15 protein-coding genes are annotated in these 16,936 nt (G+C 36.2%); 6 read left to right on the top strand and 9 right to left on the bottom strand.

The genetic code is table 11. The features are described from left to right. Nucleotides 1–87: 87 nt before the first annotated feature. The 3 genes from CPS_RS09970 to CPS_RS09960 form a co-directional block, all read right to left on the bottom strand. Nucleotides 88–981 (bottom strand): DMT family transporter, encoded by an 894-nt coding sequence (locus CPS_RS09970; protein WP_011043058.1) that lies wholly within the window; start codon nt 979–981, stop codon nt 88–90. Nucleotides 982–1,201: 220 nt separating this feature from the next. Further along, nucleotides 1,202–1,387, bottom strand: a complete 186-nt coding sequence (locus CPS_RS09965; protein ID WP_011043057.1) for a hypothetical protein — start codon at nt 1,385–1,387, stop codon at nt 1,202–1,204. 383 nt (nt 1,388–1,770) lie between these two features. Beyond that, complete coding sequence (locus CPS_RS09960) at nt 1,771–3,774, bottom strand: collagenase (protein WP_011043056.1); 2,004 nt, start codon at nt 3,772–3,774, stop codon at nt 1,771–1,773. Nucleotides 3,775–3,981: 207 nt separating this feature from the next. Between CPS_RS09960 and trxC the strand changes: the two genes are divergently transcribed. After that, nucleotides 3,982–4,416 carry a thioredoxin TrxC gene (gene trxC / locus CPS_RS09955; RefSeq protein WP_011043055.1) on the top strand — a complete coding sequence of 145 codons (435 nt, stop codon included), beginning with the start codon at nt 3,982–3,984 and terminating at the stop codon, nt 4,414–4,416. 89 nt (nt 4,417–4,505) lie between these two features. Here trxC and CPS_RS09950 read toward each other — a convergent pair whose 3' ends face one another. After that, nucleotides 4,506–6,434: a hypothetical protein gene (locus CPS_RS09950; protein WP_011043054.1), complete on the bottom strand. Its 1,929-nt coding sequence runs from the start codon at nt 6,432–6,434 to the stop codon at nt 4,506–4,508. Between the two features lie 430 nt (nt 6,435–6,864). Between CPS_RS09950 and CPS_RS22870 the strand changes: the two genes are divergently transcribed. Continuing rightward, nucleotides 6,865–7,365: a hypothetical protein gene (locus CPS_RS22870; protein ID WP_011043052.1), complete on the top strand. Its 501-nt coding sequence runs from the start codon at nt 6,865–6,867 to the stop codon at nt 7,363–7,365. Nucleotides 7,366–7,529: 164 nt separating this feature from the next. Then, a complete protein-coding gene (locus CPS_RS09940; protein ID WP_011043051.1) occupies nt 7,530–8,261 on the top strand; it encodes a substrate-binding periplasmic protein in 732 nt (243 codons plus the stop codon). Between the two features lie 91 nt (nt 8,262–8,352). Here the strand turns inward: CPS_RS09940 and CPS_RS09935 are convergent, their stop codons facing one another. Next, nucleotides 8,353–9,177 (bottom strand): substrate-binding periplasmic protein, encoded by an 825-nt coding sequence (locus CPS_RS09935; protein ID WP_011043050.1) that lies wholly within the window; start codon nt 9,175–9,177, stop codon nt 8,353–8,355. A 161-nt stretch (nt 9,178–9,338) separates the two neighbouring features. Here CPS_RS09935 and CPS_RS23890 point away from each other — a divergent pair, with 161 nt between their 5' ends. Beyond that, nucleotides 9,339–9,506, top strand: coding sequence for a hypothetical protein (locus CPS_RS23890; RefSeq protein ID WP_157825883.1), 168 nt, complete (start codon nt 9,339–9,341; stop codon nt 9,504–9,506). A gap of 280 nt (nt 9,507–9,786) precedes the next feature. On the opposite strand, the gene CPS_RS09930 is transcribed toward CPS_RS23890, so the two are convergent. Both CPS_RS09930 and CPS_RS09925 read right to left on the bottom strand, forming a co-directional pair. Next, complete coding sequence (locus CPS_RS09930; RefSeq protein ID WP_202944307.1) at nt 9,787–10,416, bottom strand: EF-hand domain-containing protein; 630 nt, start codon at nt 10,414–10,416, stop codon at nt 9,787–9,789. Nucleotides 10,417–10,706: 290 nt separating this feature from the next. Next, a complete protein-coding gene (locus CPS_RS09925; RefSeq protein ID WP_011043045.1) occupies nt 10,707–11,606 on the bottom strand; it encodes a CPBP family intramembrane glutamic endopeptidase in 900 nt (299 codons plus the stop codon). A 170-nt stretch (nt 11,607–11,776) separates the two neighbouring features. Here CPS_RS09925 and CPS_RS09920 point away from each other — a divergent pair, with 170 nt between their 5' ends. Continuing rightward, complete coding sequence (locus tag CPS_RS09920; RefSeq protein ID WP_011043043.1) at nt 11,777–12,298, top strand: gamma carbonic anhydrase family protein; 522 nt, start codon at nt 11,777–11,779, stop codon at nt 12,296–12,298. A 1,330-nt stretch (nt 12,299–13,628) separates the two neighbouring features. Further along, a complete protein-coding gene (locus tag CPS_RS22865; protein WP_187148297.1) occupies nt 13,629–14,774 on the top strand; it encodes an FRG domain-containing protein in 1,146 nt (381 codons plus the stop codon). A gap of 62 nt (nt 14,775–14,836) precedes the next feature. On the opposite strand, the gene sucD is transcribed toward CPS_RS22865, so the two are convergent. Beyond that, nucleotides 14,837–15,709: a succinate--CoA ligase subunit alpha gene (gene sucD, locus CPS_RS09905; protein ID WP_011043041.1), complete on the bottom strand. Its 873-nt coding sequence runs from the start codon at nt 15,707–15,709 to the stop codon at nt 14,837–14,839. Next, nucleotides 15,709–16,875 carry an ADP-forming succinate--CoA ligase subunit beta gene (sucC, locus tag CPS_RS09900; protein ID WP_011043040.1) on the bottom strand — a complete coding sequence of 389 codons (1,167 nt, stop codon included), beginning with the start codon at nt 16,873–16,875 and terminating at the stop codon, nt 15,709–15,711. Before sucC ends, sucD begins: the two co-directional genes overlap by 1 nt. Nucleotides 16,876–16,936 lie beyond the last annotated feature (61 nt).

The raw sequence follows: 16,936 nt of genomic DNA, 5'->3' as shown, positions 1-16,936 counted from the left end.
AACTCTGAATATTGATGTAAAATAAGACAAAAGCAATCCCGCTCTTTTTCTTTCATTATGAACAGCTTAACTCATAGAGAGTTTGCGCTAGATATTCTGCTTTACCTTAATACTTTTTGCGGTTAAACCTCGCACGCCAACAAGGTTGCCAATCAACATCAAAGCACCACCGATAAGTAACGGAAGCTCAAACGCTTCGTTATAAAAAAACACGCCTACCATAGCTATTAGGGGTAACCTGAAAAAATCGAGGGTGATAATGGTCGTTATTTCAGCATATTTCATTGCCTTTGCTAAACAATAATGTGCCGACAACGCACTCAATCCAATCACAGTAAGCCAAAGCCATTGTTCACCTTGTGGCCAAACCCAACTTGATAAAGACAAAAATAATCCAATAGGTAATTGAACAATGCACATGAAGAGTAAAATGGTTAACGGAGATTCAGTTTTTGCCAATGACTTTGTTGTAGTATGCGATATGGCAAAACAAATAGCTGAACCCAAAACAATAATAGAGGCATAATCAATTAAAGCGTACCCCGGTTGCACTATGGCAATTACACCTAAGGTACCCAGAAATATAGCGATCAACTTATTCATTGTTACTTTTTCATCGAGAAAGAAACTCGCAATTAACAGCGTCCATATTGGCACAGTAAACTCTAAGGCAAAAACTTCCGCCAGCGGGAGTAAGCCAATACCAAAAAACCAGCCATATTGAGCAATAAAGTGAAAAACATTGCGAAACAAATGAAGTTTAATCACATTAACTCGTGGCTGACTTGCTAGTGATTTTTGCTGCTTATCTTTAAAAATTTGTGACCGAATAAAGTAAACAGCCGAGAGAAATACCAAGCCAATAGCACTGCGAATACATAATGATTGAGCAATAGTTAACTCGCCACTTAATTCACGTGCACCTATAGCAAGAATGCAAAATGAAGCCAGTGCGCCTGACATCCATAAAAAGAGCGCCATAATAATTGTACTCGACTCTTAAAAAAGTAATTTATTGGTGAATTGTAATCGGCGCACTAAAGTAATAAATAAAGACAACTACCTTTATTCATTACTTTAGTTAGAGATTGTCAGAGAGTAAATAACTCACCGTTTACAAATAAAATAGTGCTTAATCATAGTGGAACTATTGAAATAACCAAGTCTTTTATTTGCTGTAATCATCAACTTTTAGTGCTATTTAGTTATACCCCAATTCATAAATAGGGTTATCATCATGCTCGTATAAATTTTCGGAATTTTGTCTTTTTTGCTCATTACCCTGCCGATCATCTTTACTATTTTTATCAGCATCTTGTTGGTAAACATTTAGCATTTCTGCTGATAGAATCATTCGTCTATTACTCATATTACAATTGTTCAACATATGACTACCCTCAATTTAATCAGTTGCTTCGCACTTTTGCGTTGCTACTAAAGTAGATTGCATCAAGAGTGCCAACATTTCTTATAAATTGACCTTTGATTTTTATATGTTTTATTTTAAATATCGAAGTTTGATATTTAAAATTTGATTTTTGATAATTACATTATCATTTTGCAACACAGACTTTGCAAGTTAGGAGTTAAATTCTACAGTTAACTTAATCGTTAGGAGAAGTTTCAGTGATGTTATCATTATCTTATTATCCTCAGCCGCAATTTACCCAATGGACTGCTCATGTTCGCACTAAGCGAACTTGAGTATAACGTTAAGTTTTTAAAAATAGGCGTTATTATTAATGGTTACTCGAATAAATCAGCAATGTTCTATTTAGTCACAGTATTTTTATTAGCCAATTTTTTATCTAATGATTTTAAAGCATTTTCATGCCAATACTGCCAGTGCATATGCAGCTTATCTTCCGTTAAATGACTTGGCTGTAAGTAATCTTTATACGTATAACGATAGAATTGACGTGGTTTATGTGGGTTATTTACATCTTCTTCCGCCACATAGTTAGCATTATGTTCATCTAACCATTGAGTAAACTCTGCTGCATACTTTTTACCTGACTCCTCAACTAATTTTTTATAACCATCAAAAAAGTCTGTTTTTAAGTAGTGCGCCATTTTCCTGTATTCATTTTGATGTTTTTCATTCATAAAGCGCACAGCTAAATAGCCCCACCGATATACCCTATCAGTACCGTCTTTATATTCAGTATTAAAAATATCCGTTAAACTGGGCCAGTCTTCTGGAGTTGTGTCATTGACTAATTTGAAAGTTTTTGGATTATTATCTTCCTTGGCAACATATTCAGCGAGTCCTTCAGACCACCACACCATATGACTTGGAAAATGATTAAAAGTATCGTATTTAACAAAGCGTCCATCTAAATAATGAACAAACTCATGGTTTAAATTCCAAACAGCAAATTCAGGTCGTACCCAGAAATGTTCAAATGAGTAAAAAGTCGCAATATTGTTAGGATCTTGTGTCGTTCCCTCAATGTACATACCACCATTATCGGTATTAATATCAAAAATTAGCTGGCCGAATTTATTATACTCTGCGTGATTATCAAAAATAACGACTCGTAATTTATCGTTAAAATCGTTGGCAACGGGCTGATTATTAGTCGCTAATATTTCATGGAAATTACTTTCTTGAGCGATTAACTGCTGACAAGCATCACTTAACTGTGCTGAAGACATGGCTTGGGCTAAAATATATATTTTACTTGAGCACTCATGGTTAATAGGCAATGCTTGTTCAATTGATGGGGAAATGCAGCGATCGACTAGCGTACCCTCTTCACATTCAGACTTTCCACGAAAAGTGTTGACGACATAAGGCACACTAAAAAGTGTCTTATTTTGCTCTACTGATGTTGCTTTATCATTGGTTAACGCCGCCCATACACTGTTATCAAGCGTATCCATTTCACCTTCAATCTTGAGGGTTAATTTATCGTCATCTAAACGTTTCTGATCCTCAGCTGAGTGCTCATAGTAGTCATTCCAATATTCTTTCGTATATAAATTATAATACTGTGCCAATGCCCAAAGAGCGTGTTGCTTAGGCCAGTCATCCCCCACTAAAGTACTATTTTTAGCAGTGATAAATTGAATTAATGCCTGTTGAAGTTCACCTTCACCATGTACACCTTTCATGAATTCAGCAGTATTTTTTCTTCGGGCTTCGTAGGGTAAAATAGCGCCAGCACGTAATACTTCCCACAGTGCATAATCTATCGCTGTGTCTTTATCAGAGTTCACTGTAGTTGTATTAGAAAGATCAGCGGAAGCATACAGGTTAATTAACTGACTTAACGGCTTTACCTGCTCTACTATAAATGGTTGTAAAGGTGCTAAAAAATATAAACGATACAAAGCAACAGCGTAATTTTCATGCAAGCGTGCTGTAGTCTGACTCACCTCAAAAAAACCAGGCATATTATATAAATTGTCTAATGCGCTATTAACAGATATTGCGGTTTCTTCGGTCCAATATTTATCTGCACCAAAGCTACTGTAAATTCTAAGATAAAAAGTAAGCTTCTCTAATTTATCATTAGTTAAGTCTCCTTTTAAAGCTTCCATTGATATTTCATCCGCAACAGCTTTTAGTAATCCCTGTTGATAATGATTAAAATCTTGGCTCCATAACTGCTCTATATCAGTCGCTAATACTTGAGCAACCATTGGATTTACTATTGGTACTAAGACAGACTGCATGACCTTAGTAGTATCAGCCTCATCGTTAACACTACACGCAGTAATTACAACAGATATAGCGAGAGTCAGAAGAAGTATTGTTAGTTTATTCATAGCATTTTCATTATTGTTATATTGAATAAAATTAATTATTGCATACAATATACCAAAACACATTAAGTAATTAACTAAGTTGCTAATATGGCTTTTAACACAATAGTTACAGTGAACTAGCTAACTTAAGATAGTTATTAACTGTTAAAAGCTAATCAGGTAATATTAGCCAACTTAAAAATATATAAATTTATATGTTGGAATATTATGAATATTGTTTGTGCTAATTGTTTCACCACCAACCGCATCCCCGATGATAAAGACTATAACAAAGGCAAGTGTGGTAAATGCCAACAAGGGGTTTATTCACCCAAGCCAACAGAATTAACGGCTAATACTTTCTACCCTTTTATAGAACGTAATGATTTACCTGTGATTGTTGATTTTTGGGCCAGCTGGTGTGGCCCTTGTCAAAACATGGCGCCTGTTTACAGTAAAGTAGCGCAATCATCACCCTCTTTACTGTTTACCAAAGTGAATACCGAGCAAGTTCAACAGATTTCTGCTGATGCGAATATTCGTAGTTTACCTACCTTAGTCTTTTTTCATCAGGGTGAAGAAGTTGATCGTATTTCAGGTGGCTTGAATGAAATGCAAATGAAGCAATGGGTTGTTCAGTGCTTGCAGAAAATTGCTAACTAGGATTTTGTCATTAAAAACCATCTATAAAAAAAGCCGCGAAAGCGGCTTTTATTTAATTATCTTAATAGGGTAAAACTACCTGATAAAAGTTACTGTACTGGGATAGTAATATTCCCTGTTGCCACTTCACCAGCTTTAGTTTCCAATGAATATTCGAAACTAATGCTGTTAGATTCTGAGCCCGTATTATCTGATAAATACTCCCCAGTATGCAATCGATAGACCTTCTGAGTTTCGGTTTGATCTGAGCCCAAAATAACAGAACGGTTAATTGTCCTATGTGTTACAGATTCATTTGCTGCTAACTTAGCAATACCGACAGCAGTTGCGTTTATTCGCCCATCGCTAACCACGTGAAAGTCATTGGAACTTACTGATGAAGTGCCATCATTGATTACAGAGGTTTTACGTAACGTTAATTTCTCTAATGCATTAATATTCAGTGGAAAATACAAATAAACTGAATCATTCCAGTTATAAGAAGAGGAAGTATCTCCTGCTGAATTACTTGACGTTATAACACTACCATTAGTGGTATAATTTCCATTGTCGAGCTTAATATCAGCAATTGTAAAAACTTCATCAGTATTGGAGTTTATCTCAAAAGTTAATTGATCGTTATATATATCAGCACGTTCAAGAGTCGCTTTATTCGTTACCGATTGAATATCATAGCGGTATGAATCAGGCGTCGTCAACGGACTCACTGGCATTACGGTTAAGCGAGTATCGTTCAAGCTCAATGTAAAAGTAACAGGAAAAGATAGACCACCAGTAATGAGTGTTGTACCTTCAGATACATGATCATTTGCATCTGCATTACCCATTAATACGGTAAACCCTTGGTCATTTGTTAATGATATATTTTCAAGTTCAACTGTTATAGCCTGAGAGTAGAATACACTAAAGCTAGAATCTACTGAGTTAACTTCAGTAGCAGCAAGAACAACTTCAAGTGGTGTTTCACTTTCAAGAATCACTTGTGGTGCAAGTGCCAAATCAATCACTGCTGCACTTGGAATAACGAAACAACAATTATTAGAACTACCATTTTTTAGAATACTTAAATTACCTTCAGCTAACTTTCTTATGGTAAAAGAACTACTTTGGTATTTAACTTCATTGCTTGTGAATGCGGGTAATTGAAAGCTTACCGTATCTTTTATTTGCGTAGTAATAACATATTGGCTAGTTGATTCATCATATGTGCTATCAACAACACTATCTTCTAAATAAAAAGTAGCACCAAGCAATGGCTCTGCTGCTTCATCAACCAAAGAAAGCCTAATTTCAAGATCTGAAGCCACTGGTACTTCATTCATATGTATTCTTGAAAATTCTTTTGTATTCGCTGAACCTATATATAAATTACGACCGTGTAAAAAGTTAGTAAGCTCAGGTACGTAATCAGCTTCACCATCTTTATCAAAATCTAAATTAGCACTAATACTAGTATTAATAAATTTTGGCAAGGTAATGGTATATATACCCGTTTCAACATTAAATGAAGATACATGCTGGTATTTATATGCTGATGAATTAGTACCTGAGTGAGAATAAGCAATAAACTCTAATGTAGATAGAGCATTGCCTGTTTCATTATCAATAACCGAAATTTCTACATCTACCGACTCAGATACAGCAAAGTTACCAACATCTTCGATGCTATCTTTACTTCCGAATGCAGTTTGCGTAAAAAAGGTTCTCGAAAGGAATTTATCATCTGGACTTGAGATAATGATATCTATATCTGAAGATCGAGGTAAGCCTGTTAACTCAAAATCACCATCGGTAACTTCAAAGTTAGAAATGACGTCTTTAGAGCCAACTTTTACGGTAATTATGGCATTACCAATGGGTTTAAAATCTAGCGCATCAACAACAACACCTTTGATGCTAACTGAGTTTTCAGCTTGGTCTAATAACGCTTTGACATCAGAACTGTTGTCTTCAACTTCTAAACAACCATTCAGTAACACGACAGCTAGAAGCGACGTGGCAAGGTTTAAATACTTCAATTTTACTTCCTTTTAATATGAAACAAAGGAAGTAAAAAATAATAAAACTTTTATGCATCCCTTGCATGGTAGTACCAATCAACACTGATACCTAAATCGGACGCAATTTTATCTATAACAAGTTATTAACACAAGAAGAATACTTTATAAATAGATGATATTTTGATGAATATCTCTCACTTTGCTGTAACAAAGAGGCAATAAGCTGCCGCATAACGGATAATACTTGTCACCCTAACCGATATTAAATTCAAATAATTGTTAATAAAACTTGCTACATATAGAGAGTTACTCTGTATAACTCAATAAATTTGGCTTTATCCAGCTAAATAGTTACCTAAGCAATATTTATAAAAGTGGCACAGACTATGCCTTATGAATGTTCTTAAGAATAAGTTATTGAAAACACTAAGCTAGAAAAGCCTTATATATGATGATCAACAACAATTACGCTCAACAAGTAGCGCAAGCAAAATCTAATAATGCATTAGTAGTCAGTTTTGATAACACCACCCCTGCCGTTCAACCTATTCCCGGTGAAAAAGATACCCTGACTTTATCTGATAAAGCGTTAGCCATGATGAACGGTAATGAGATTAAAGAGATCGCGCCCACTTATTTAAGACCCGAATCGGCAAGGTCACTTTTAGCTAAAAGTGAAACATTAAACACAACTCAAGATGGCGATGCCAAAGAAGATGTTGTCGTTGATAATCGTTTCAGTGAGATAATGCAAAATATATTAGATAAACGATTAGGTATAGACCGAGAAAAACTTGAAGAACTTGAAGCGCTGATGGAAGAAATTGCTAACAATGAAAATATGAGTCCAGAAGAAAAAGAATTAGCGTTGGAAAAACTGGCTAAAATGCGAGAAAAGATAATTGAAGAAGGCAGAGAGATACAAAAAAAAATTGAGCAAACCGATTAGCTTTATCATCTATATCATTCGTTTTACCTAATGGGCTAGATGTTTATTATTTAAAATAAAATGTAATCGATTAAAACATTAACTTACTTACAAAATAAATGGCAAGCCTTTATTTTATATGGCATTATCACTTCACACCGCAGTGATATTTAAACACATAACCTATGAAAATAAACCTTTATTTCATTATATTATTAGCTAGTTTTTCGAGTATAGCAGACAATAAAATAACCTACTTTATTGCAGATAAATCTTCATCGCCTATTCAAATATCGACTAAAAATAGCGAACAGGTAGGCATAGTTACTGATGTAATTAATGCGATAGAAAAACAAAACATTCACTTTTCCCATAGTATTTTGCCTTTCAAACGTATGATGAAGTACATGAAAAATCCAAAGGTTAAATGGATAACCTATGGCTCTGCTGCTTGGCCAGGGCTACAATCTCTATCACTGTCTAAAACGCCTATTATGACAGTAAAACACAGTTTTTTGACCTTAAAACCTAATAAATACAATGAAATCAGCGATCTATTTGGAAAGAGCCTAGTGTTAATTCGCGGTTTTAATTACCCTGGTTTGGCAGCTTATATTGAGCAAGACAAGTTTGATATTATCTATGTGAAAGACCATGAAGCAGCGATAAAAGTCATCGCTATGGGCAGAGCAGTTGCTTTTCCGGAAATGAATATAAGACTAAATTATCACCTTAAAAACATGAAATTACCTCGTGATAATTTTAAATTTCACTACATTGGCAATATTATTGCTGATTATGATATTAACTTATGTTTTTCTCTTAATTTTCCCGAACTTTTAAAGGTAAAAATAGAGGGGATTTTAGTGGAAATGAAAAACGATGGCAGATTAGAAAATATAATTAACGCCTATTAGCTCTTTATATTAAACGATATTAATCTTTTAAGACTACGAACGTTCACTTTTATCTTTCATCACTCAAGGTATATGCTAAGGGGTAATTTAATTACTGATTAAGCTGAAAAACGCTTTTTTCAGCTTGTAGGATGAGAGTGGCTAACTCACCATTACTTTTCATCCGTTGGATTTCTTTATCGACAATAGGGACCAATACTTTGTTATCTTTATGAATATAGTGATATAAAGATAAACGTACTAATGGCTTTTCCATGCTCGCGACATTTCTTAAGCCAAGCCTTTCAAGTGCTAGATTTCCATCGAGAGTATTCGTTAACAACACATCAACCTTTCCACTCAGCAATAGTTTAAACATATCGTCTGTAGAGCTCATCTCGTAAATATTAGTAAGCCCTTTGGTAATATTATTGGTATGTTTTACACCGCGTATTTTAGTTAAACGATACTTAGCTAAATCTTCCTTTAATAGGATAGAAATTTTAGAACTTTTCAAAACAAACGGCATCGTTTCTAAGTAATAGTACGGCGTGGGTACTCTGATTGTATTGGGGTTTTCATCTCCATAAGTCCAAATACGCATGATCTCACCATCATTAATACCTGTATTGGCAAAATGCTGTGCCCGATTACCCGGTAAAGGACTGATCGTAATGTTAATGCCAATATTTTTATAGATTTGTTTGAGTACAATTCGCCCTACTTCTTGCTCTATCAATAACTCAATAGAAGCAAAATCATAGGTTTTATCTGAAGACGATTTGAGGGGATTATTTTTAGGTTTTGTCGCTAATTGAATAACTGATTTGTTTTGAGATTGAACACTTGAGAGTACAGCATGGTCTGCCGATAAGGCGAACAATTTACTGCTGTAACTGCTGAGAAGCAAAGAACAAAGGCATAACAGTAATCTCACTTACTCTCCAACTTCTCTACATAACCGTAAATTAATATACCATTATCAATTTTACTTGCTTATGTTTTCTCTATAGCTATTTCATGTAAGTAACACCATAGAAATATTAACTGGGGAAACACGGTCTTATAAGTAGGATATTGTATAAATGGAGAACTAGCATGGAAAAGAAAGCGTTTAAACTATTACCTTGTATCTTTTGTACCATTGGCTACAACTGTTACATAGCAGGTCATAATGTTACCGCTAAAGGTTATCAATCACTGGTGAAACTTCAAAATAAAAAACCAATAACGGAAGAAGTTAAAACCTCAACGAGCAAACCTTGAAGCTAGCTTTTATAGCTGTTAATTTCTAGCGATTAACGTTTAGTTATTTGATTGGAATCGCCGTGACGACAGCAGAAAGACGAACGAAGGCTATATTCATGTATGTTCTTCATGGATCATGCATATAGTGATGCTAGACATTGACGTCCATTCACAATGAGATTAATTAAAGATAAATTGAAAAATTGAGATAACCATAAAATATTGTAAATACCATGAATACAAAAAATAATTTAAATACAAAAATTCAAGGGGATGTTTATCCCCTTGAATCAAATCATTACTTTTGCATCATTTGTTGTCTGTGCTTAACTTGATGTTCAGCAAACTCTGTTGCAGATACTTGTGCATCACCATCAGTGTCAATATCGGCGAAGCTTGGAGCATTAGCAATGTTTCGCATAGGATAGCCCTGCTCAGCACGCTTTGTTATTCTTGCTGCTCTGGCGTTATAAAATTCTTGCTCTAAAATAATGCCATCACCATTTATATCCAATTCAGAAAAATGGGGCATATTGCTATTTTTGCCCATACCAGCTCCCTGACTACGTCCCTGTCCCATTTTAGACGATTGACCTTGAGTTCCAGAGCGATTTTGCATTTGTACCTGCTGACCCGCTATAAGCTCTTCTTGGGTTAACTGCCCATCGTGATCCTTATCAAAGGCTTCAAATGAAGGCGAATTACCAGCTCCTTTCATAGGACGACCTTGAGCTGCTTTCATTGCCATACGCTCACTTCTCACTTGAGTAAACTCTTGCTCACTGATAAAGCCATTTTCATCTTGATCATAGTTAGCAAAAGGAATAGGACCTCGATCTGGCAATTCGTCTGAGACCGCTGCCATAGATGTAACACTCAAAAAAGAAATCAGAACTAAGGGAATACTCTTGAATAGTTTTTTCATCATTACTCTCCTATCAGTTATAAAAATTTGATCTAAAACTCTTATTTACTACAAATATGATAGGCCGATTGCATGAAACAAATTTGACTTGGATCAATAATTAAATCATGAAATTTCACATTATATTTTTGGTTTAGCCAATATCCCCATCAACAGCAAAAGTACGATTGGCTTTGTATTCGTTTGATTGCCCTAGCCTATTAACAAACGCTAAGTATTTTTGACTCAAGTGCCGAAATAAGAGAAAAAATCATTGAAAAAAGGTAGAAAGACAAAAAGTAGCTAAACCTTAACTAAACCTTGAGTAAAGGATAAGTAAACAGCGCTAAGTGAATCATATTAAAACAAAAATGGAGTAAAATCGCATACCAAATTTTACCTGTATTTAGATAAACCAAGCCATACAAAAAACCAGCCAAGGTAGCAACTAGCATATAATTAAAACCACCTGAAAAATGTGCAATACCAAATAATAAGCTTGTCAGTATTAGTCCCGTTAAAGGGTTTATTAGCTTTGTTAACTTTTGCTGAATGAATCCTCTAAAAAACACTTCTTCAATAATGCACGTTAATAACAAATTATTTAACGCGAACAACCACCACCAACTTGGCAATTGAGGATCATATTTAATTAATGATAATAAAATGGCTAGGCTAAATAGTAGAATAAAAACTAGCACTACTAGAGCACTTAACCGCAAGCTATTGTGCGCCTTAGAGAGAGTGATCGGTTTTTGACTTATTAAGAGTGCTGGAGACAGCATCAAAAGAACAAATAGAATCATCGGTTTATCAAAGTTTAGGTACAGTGTGAATGGCATACTGTTAATGCTTTTTTCCACATCGTTTAACACCTGTAAATTATTAAATCCTGGCAATAAGTGCGCAGCTAAGGCAATACAGCTAATAATAACTAATGCCGTAATGACCGTATTAATTCTTCGATTCCATAACTTATTTGAGGGATTGCTTGAGGGCTTAGTAGATATCTTTTTAGCATAGTAAGACATGGCCAATAAAAGCGTAACAACACCAAGACCAACCAAATCTATCGCGTTATAAAACAGCCCGCTAATTAAAGTACAGAGTAAGCCAAATGGCCATAACTTAGGTTTTACAAAAGCTGTTATCAAGGTAATGACTAAGAATAACCAAGGGGTAGCAGATGGGAAAAGGTCTTGTGTGAACAACATAGGATAGTTAATTAGGATAATTTTAGGTCAAGTTAACATAATGTTAGATGAGGTTGAATTTTTAAATCAAAAAGTAAAATACATACTAATTAATTTTACTGTGACCCCATTGATTCACTCTAATGCTATTAACTTGTTACAATAATGTTTTTCAACCAAGGTAATACTGCATGATTTTTCAATTAGGTAAACATTCACCCAAAATATCAGCTAGTTGTTTTATTGCGCCCAGCGCTAATGTTATTGGCAAAGTAGACATAGCAGAAAATGCCAGCGTTTGGTTCAACGTGGTAATTCGAGCTGATTTAGATAAAGTCACCATTGGTGAAAATTCTAATATTCAAGATGGTTGCATATTACACGTTGACGAAGGATTTCCAATCAATATATCTAAAAATGTAACTGTAGGACATAAAGCGATGCTACACGGCTGCACTATAGATGAAGGCAGCTTAATAGGTATGAATGCTGTGATATTAAATGGCGCCAAAATTGGCAAAAATTGCTTGATAGGCGCGAATACTTTGGTAACTGAAAATATGTCAATTCCCGATGGTAGTTTGGTCATTGGTTCACCTGGTAAAGTAGTGAAGCAACTTGATGAGAAAGTAAAAGAAATGATCGCAAAAGGAGTTGAACATTATGTGCATTGTAATCATCAATATAAAAATGAATTGAAACTGATAGATTAACTTTTAAGTTACCTTTCCCTTGGTAGCTGTACGCTGCTCAGTAAAAAATTCAACAACAAACTAGTGCAAACCACGAACCCTGCCGCCTACGTTTATAAAAAGTTCATCCCTAAACAACGGCAGCGCTCGACATCAGAACAATATGCTCCTGCATTGTCTAATAAATTACATCCCTATAACGCCATGTCTCGTGTCGAGGCCTGACATTGCTAGTTGGTAATTTCATTGCTGAAATGGGATTGAAGTATTTGGTGCTGGTAGATTGCTTAACTAGTGTAATCCTCGTGGTGCCTTAGTCGAAGATCCAGACCTTAGTAAAATGGATTCCCGACAAGACACCTCGGGAATGACGACTTCGAATGCCAATGGCATAACATCACAATCACCTGCCCTAACAACACGCACCAAGTCTGCTTGAATCAAGTCCCGAAATGAAAGGCTATATTCACGTATATTCATCATGACGCTGCATGGATGCAGCTTATTAAACAATGCAGGAGCATATTGTCCTAATGCCCGTACATCGCAGTTACGTCGAAGATATTGCTTTTCATGGAGGATTACACTTGATTAGCAGCGTCGCGGGATGCCAAAAAAAGCTTTGAGTTTATTTCCCTGTCTGGCGTCGCGGTGGCGACAGCACCCAAAGGGACACTGCCTCCGGCGTCCCTCTGGACACCCACGGAGCCCCAACTCAGCAGAACATTCAATAACCCACTAGCGCAAACCACGAACCCTGCCGATTTATCATCCATGAACAACAGCAGCCCTCGACGTCCTGTCTCGGGTCGAGGCTTGCAATTGCTAGTAGATTATTTCTTTGCTGAGATGGGAGTTGGAGCATTTGGAAATAGAGGTAAACGAAACTGCCATATTTAGTTTTTGGCAGTCAAAAGAACAAAACCAATAAGTTAATCCCCTAACCTATCAAATTGCACTAATTCTGCTTGAATCAAGTGCCGCAATGAAAGGCAATATTCACGTATGTTCATCGTGACGCTGCATGGATGCAGCTTATTAGACAATGCAGGAGCATATTGTCCTGATGATGAACAAAGCGATGTAGGGCATGGATGCCTGTTCAGCGCTGTCACGTCGAAAATATTGACTTGAGTGGATGATTGCACTTGATTAGCAGCGCCGAGGGATTCCAAAGGGGGTTCGGCGTTTAGCCCCCTTTGGGTGTCGTCGCCACCGCGACAAAAAGATCAACGTTATACAAATTTAATAATTTATAAACTAGATAAAGAGTTAGCATGTTATGGTGTTCAGATAATTGAAATTGCTCTATCATAAGGCTAACAATAAATTAGTTATCTAGATGAAATACATGAATATATTAGATGAAGGGATGAATCAATTATTTAGAGGTCAATGGCTAGGAAAGTCAGATTCGGGTTCTCGAGTTATTGCAAATATTAATGTGGATGGAGATAAAATACTAGGTAGAGTATCTGAGTTAGAAACAATCGAGGTTAACAATATTGAGCATTCTTTTTGGCTGTGGTCAATATTTGAGGGGCAATTAACTAGTTCATCTAAAGTTCAAGGCGAAATTCGTATTCAATCTATACACCATATAGATGGAAATGAATTAAACAGAGAAGAAACAGCCAAATTACTTGAAATAACTGACACAGAACTTCCTGAAAAATCGACTTTTATAGGGGAATTAATCAATGATAAAGAGTTTAGGATTAACACAAATTTTAAATACCAATCACATGTTGAAAGGAATGAAAGTTTAAAACTAATTAAAACTGCTAAAAAGTCAAGTACAGCTCCGTCAAAACATATGACTTGGGAAGAATTTAAAAATTTTGCATCATCACAAAATGATGATTTCTTATACCGAGGACAATCCAAAAGTTGGCCACTTCAGACATCTTTTCATAGAACAGGATATGCTGATTTAGTCTCTTATTTAGACAAAGAAATGAAGGAGTTTGAACATCATATAAACTCTATTTCTAGTCACCCATACAATGTTAACAACGATAATTCATTAGGAGCTTTGCTAAATTTGGCTCAACACCATGGATATCCAACCCCCTTGTTAGATTGGACTAAAAGCCCATATGTAGCGGCGTTTTTTGCATTTGAAAATGTACTAACAAAAGATGGTAAAATAACTATTTATACATTTGATGATAAGAAATGGTCAAATATTGCTGGTAAAAATGCAAATGTAAGAAGTCCAAATATAATGGTAAAAACTCTTGAATTGCCAGGGTTTAATAACCCGAGAGTTCTCCCTCAACAGGCAATTACGATGTATAGCAATATAAATGACATCGAAAGTATTATTCAAAACAATGAAAAGCAAAAAGGTGAATTTCTCCAAAGAATAACTATTAATGCTTCCGAGGCAAAAAAAGCAATGCGTGATCTACACCTGATGGGGCTTACATGGGGTTCATTATTTCCGGGATTCGATGGAATTTGTAAACAGTTAAAATCAAGACATTTTATTTAAAACTAACAAAAAACCCGCTAGATAGCGGGTTTTTATTAGATTAACAAATTAGAAGCGTTAGCCTACCAACCTGTTTTCTCTTTAAGTGCTACGCCGATATCAGCTAAAGAACGAACAGTTTTAACACCGGCCGCTTCTAGTGCTGCAAATTTCTCATCAGCTGTACCTTTACCACCGGCGATAATCGCGCCAGCGTGACCCATACGCTTACCTTCTGGTGCAGTAACACCAGCAATGTAAGATACTACAGGTTTAGTAACGTTAGCTTTGATATATTCCGCAGCTTCTTCTTCAGCAGTTCCGCCAATTTCACCAATCATTACGATTGCTTCAGTTTGTGGATCGTTTTGGAACATTTCCAATACGTCGATGAAGTTAGTACCTGGGATAGGGTCGCCACCAATACCTACACAAGTAGATTGGCCAAAACCAGCATCAGTTGTTTGTTTAACGGCTTCGTACGTTAACGTACCTGAACGTGAAACAATACCAACTTTACCTGGTAAATGGATGTGACCAGGCATGATACCAATCTTAGTTTCGCCAGGAGTAATAACACCTGGACAGTTAGGACCGATCATACGAACGCCAGTTTGAGTAAGCTTAGCTTTAACGTCAACCATATCTAAAGTTGGAATACCTTCAGTAATAGTTACGATAAGCTCGATGCCAGCATCGATAGCTTCTAAAATAGCATCTTTACAGAATGGAGCTGGAACGTAGATAACTGTTGCTGTTGCGCCAGTTGCTTCTACAGCATCACGTACTGTGTTAAATACTGGAAGGCCTAAATGCGTTTGACCGCCTTTACCTGGGCTTACGCCACCAACCATTTGTGTACCGTAATCAATAGCTTGTTCTGAATGGAAAGTACCTTGACCACCAGTGAAACCTTGACAGATAACTTTAGTATCTTTATTAATTAATACAGACATTATTTGCCCTCCGCAGCTGCTACAACTTTAGTTGCTGCATCAGTTAGTGATTCAGCAGCAATGATGTCTAAGCCAGAGTTTTTAAGAACTTCACGACCTAATTCAGCATTAGTACCTTCTAAACGTACAACAACTGGTACTTTAACGCCTACTTCTTTAACAGCGCCAATAATACCTTCAGCAATCATGTCACAACGAACAATGCCACCAAAGATGTTAACTAAAACAGCTTTAACGTTATCGTCAGAAAGGATGATTTTGAATGCTTCAGAAACACGTTCTTTGTTTGCTCCGCCGCCAACATCTAGGAAGTTAGCTGGCTTGCCGCCGTGTAAATTAACGATATCCATAGTACCCATTGCTAGGCCTGCACCGTTAACCATACAACCAACAGTACCATCAAGAGCTACATAGTTAAGCTCCCATTGTGCTGCATGTGCTTCACGTTCATCTTCTTGAGATGGATCGTGGAAAGCGCGCATTTTAGGTTGACGGTAAATAGCATTACCATCGATACCAATTTTGCCGTCTAAACAATGAAGGTTGCCTTCGTCAGTAATAACTAACGGGTTGATTTCTAATAAGGCGAAATCACAATCTTCAAACATTTTAGCAAGACCCATAAAGATCTTAACAAATTGCTTCATTTGCGTAGGGTTTAAACCAAGTTTAAAACCTAATTCACGTGCTTGGTAAGGTTGAGCGCCAACTAGTGGATCAATCTCAGCTTGGTGAATTAATTCTGGAGTCTCTTCTGCGATCTTTTCAATGTCAACACCGCCTTCAGTAGATGCCATGAAAACAACTCTTTGAGAAGCTCTATCAACAACAGCACCAAGATATAATTCGTTGGCGATATCAGTACAGCTTTCAACTAAAATTTTAGCTACTGGCTGTCCGTTTGCATCTGTTTGGTAAGTAACTAAGTTCTTACCTAACCAGTGTTGAGCAAACTCTTTGATTTCTTCTTTTGATTTAACTAGCTTAACACCGCCAGCCTTACCACGTCCGCCTGCGTGTACTTGAGTTTTAACAACCCACATATCGCCGCCAATTTTATCAGCCGCTTCGGCAGCTTCTTGAGGTGTATCGCAAGCGAAACCTTCAGAAACTGGTAAACCGTATTCAGCGAACAATTGTTTCGCTTGGTATTCATGCAAATTCATGGTGTTTTATCCATTTATCTGTAAATGAAGACTGTTTTTTACCCCTACCTTTTAATTTTAA

Source organism: Colwellia psychrerythraea 34H, assembly GCF_000012325.1.
Classification (GTDB): Bacteria; Pseudomonadota; Gammaproteobacteria; order Enterobacterales; family Alteromonadaceae; genus Colwellia; species Colwellia psychrerythraea_A.
Note: the sequence above shows the minus strand (reverse complement) of the source record. Positions and strands in the feature narration are given on the sequence as shown.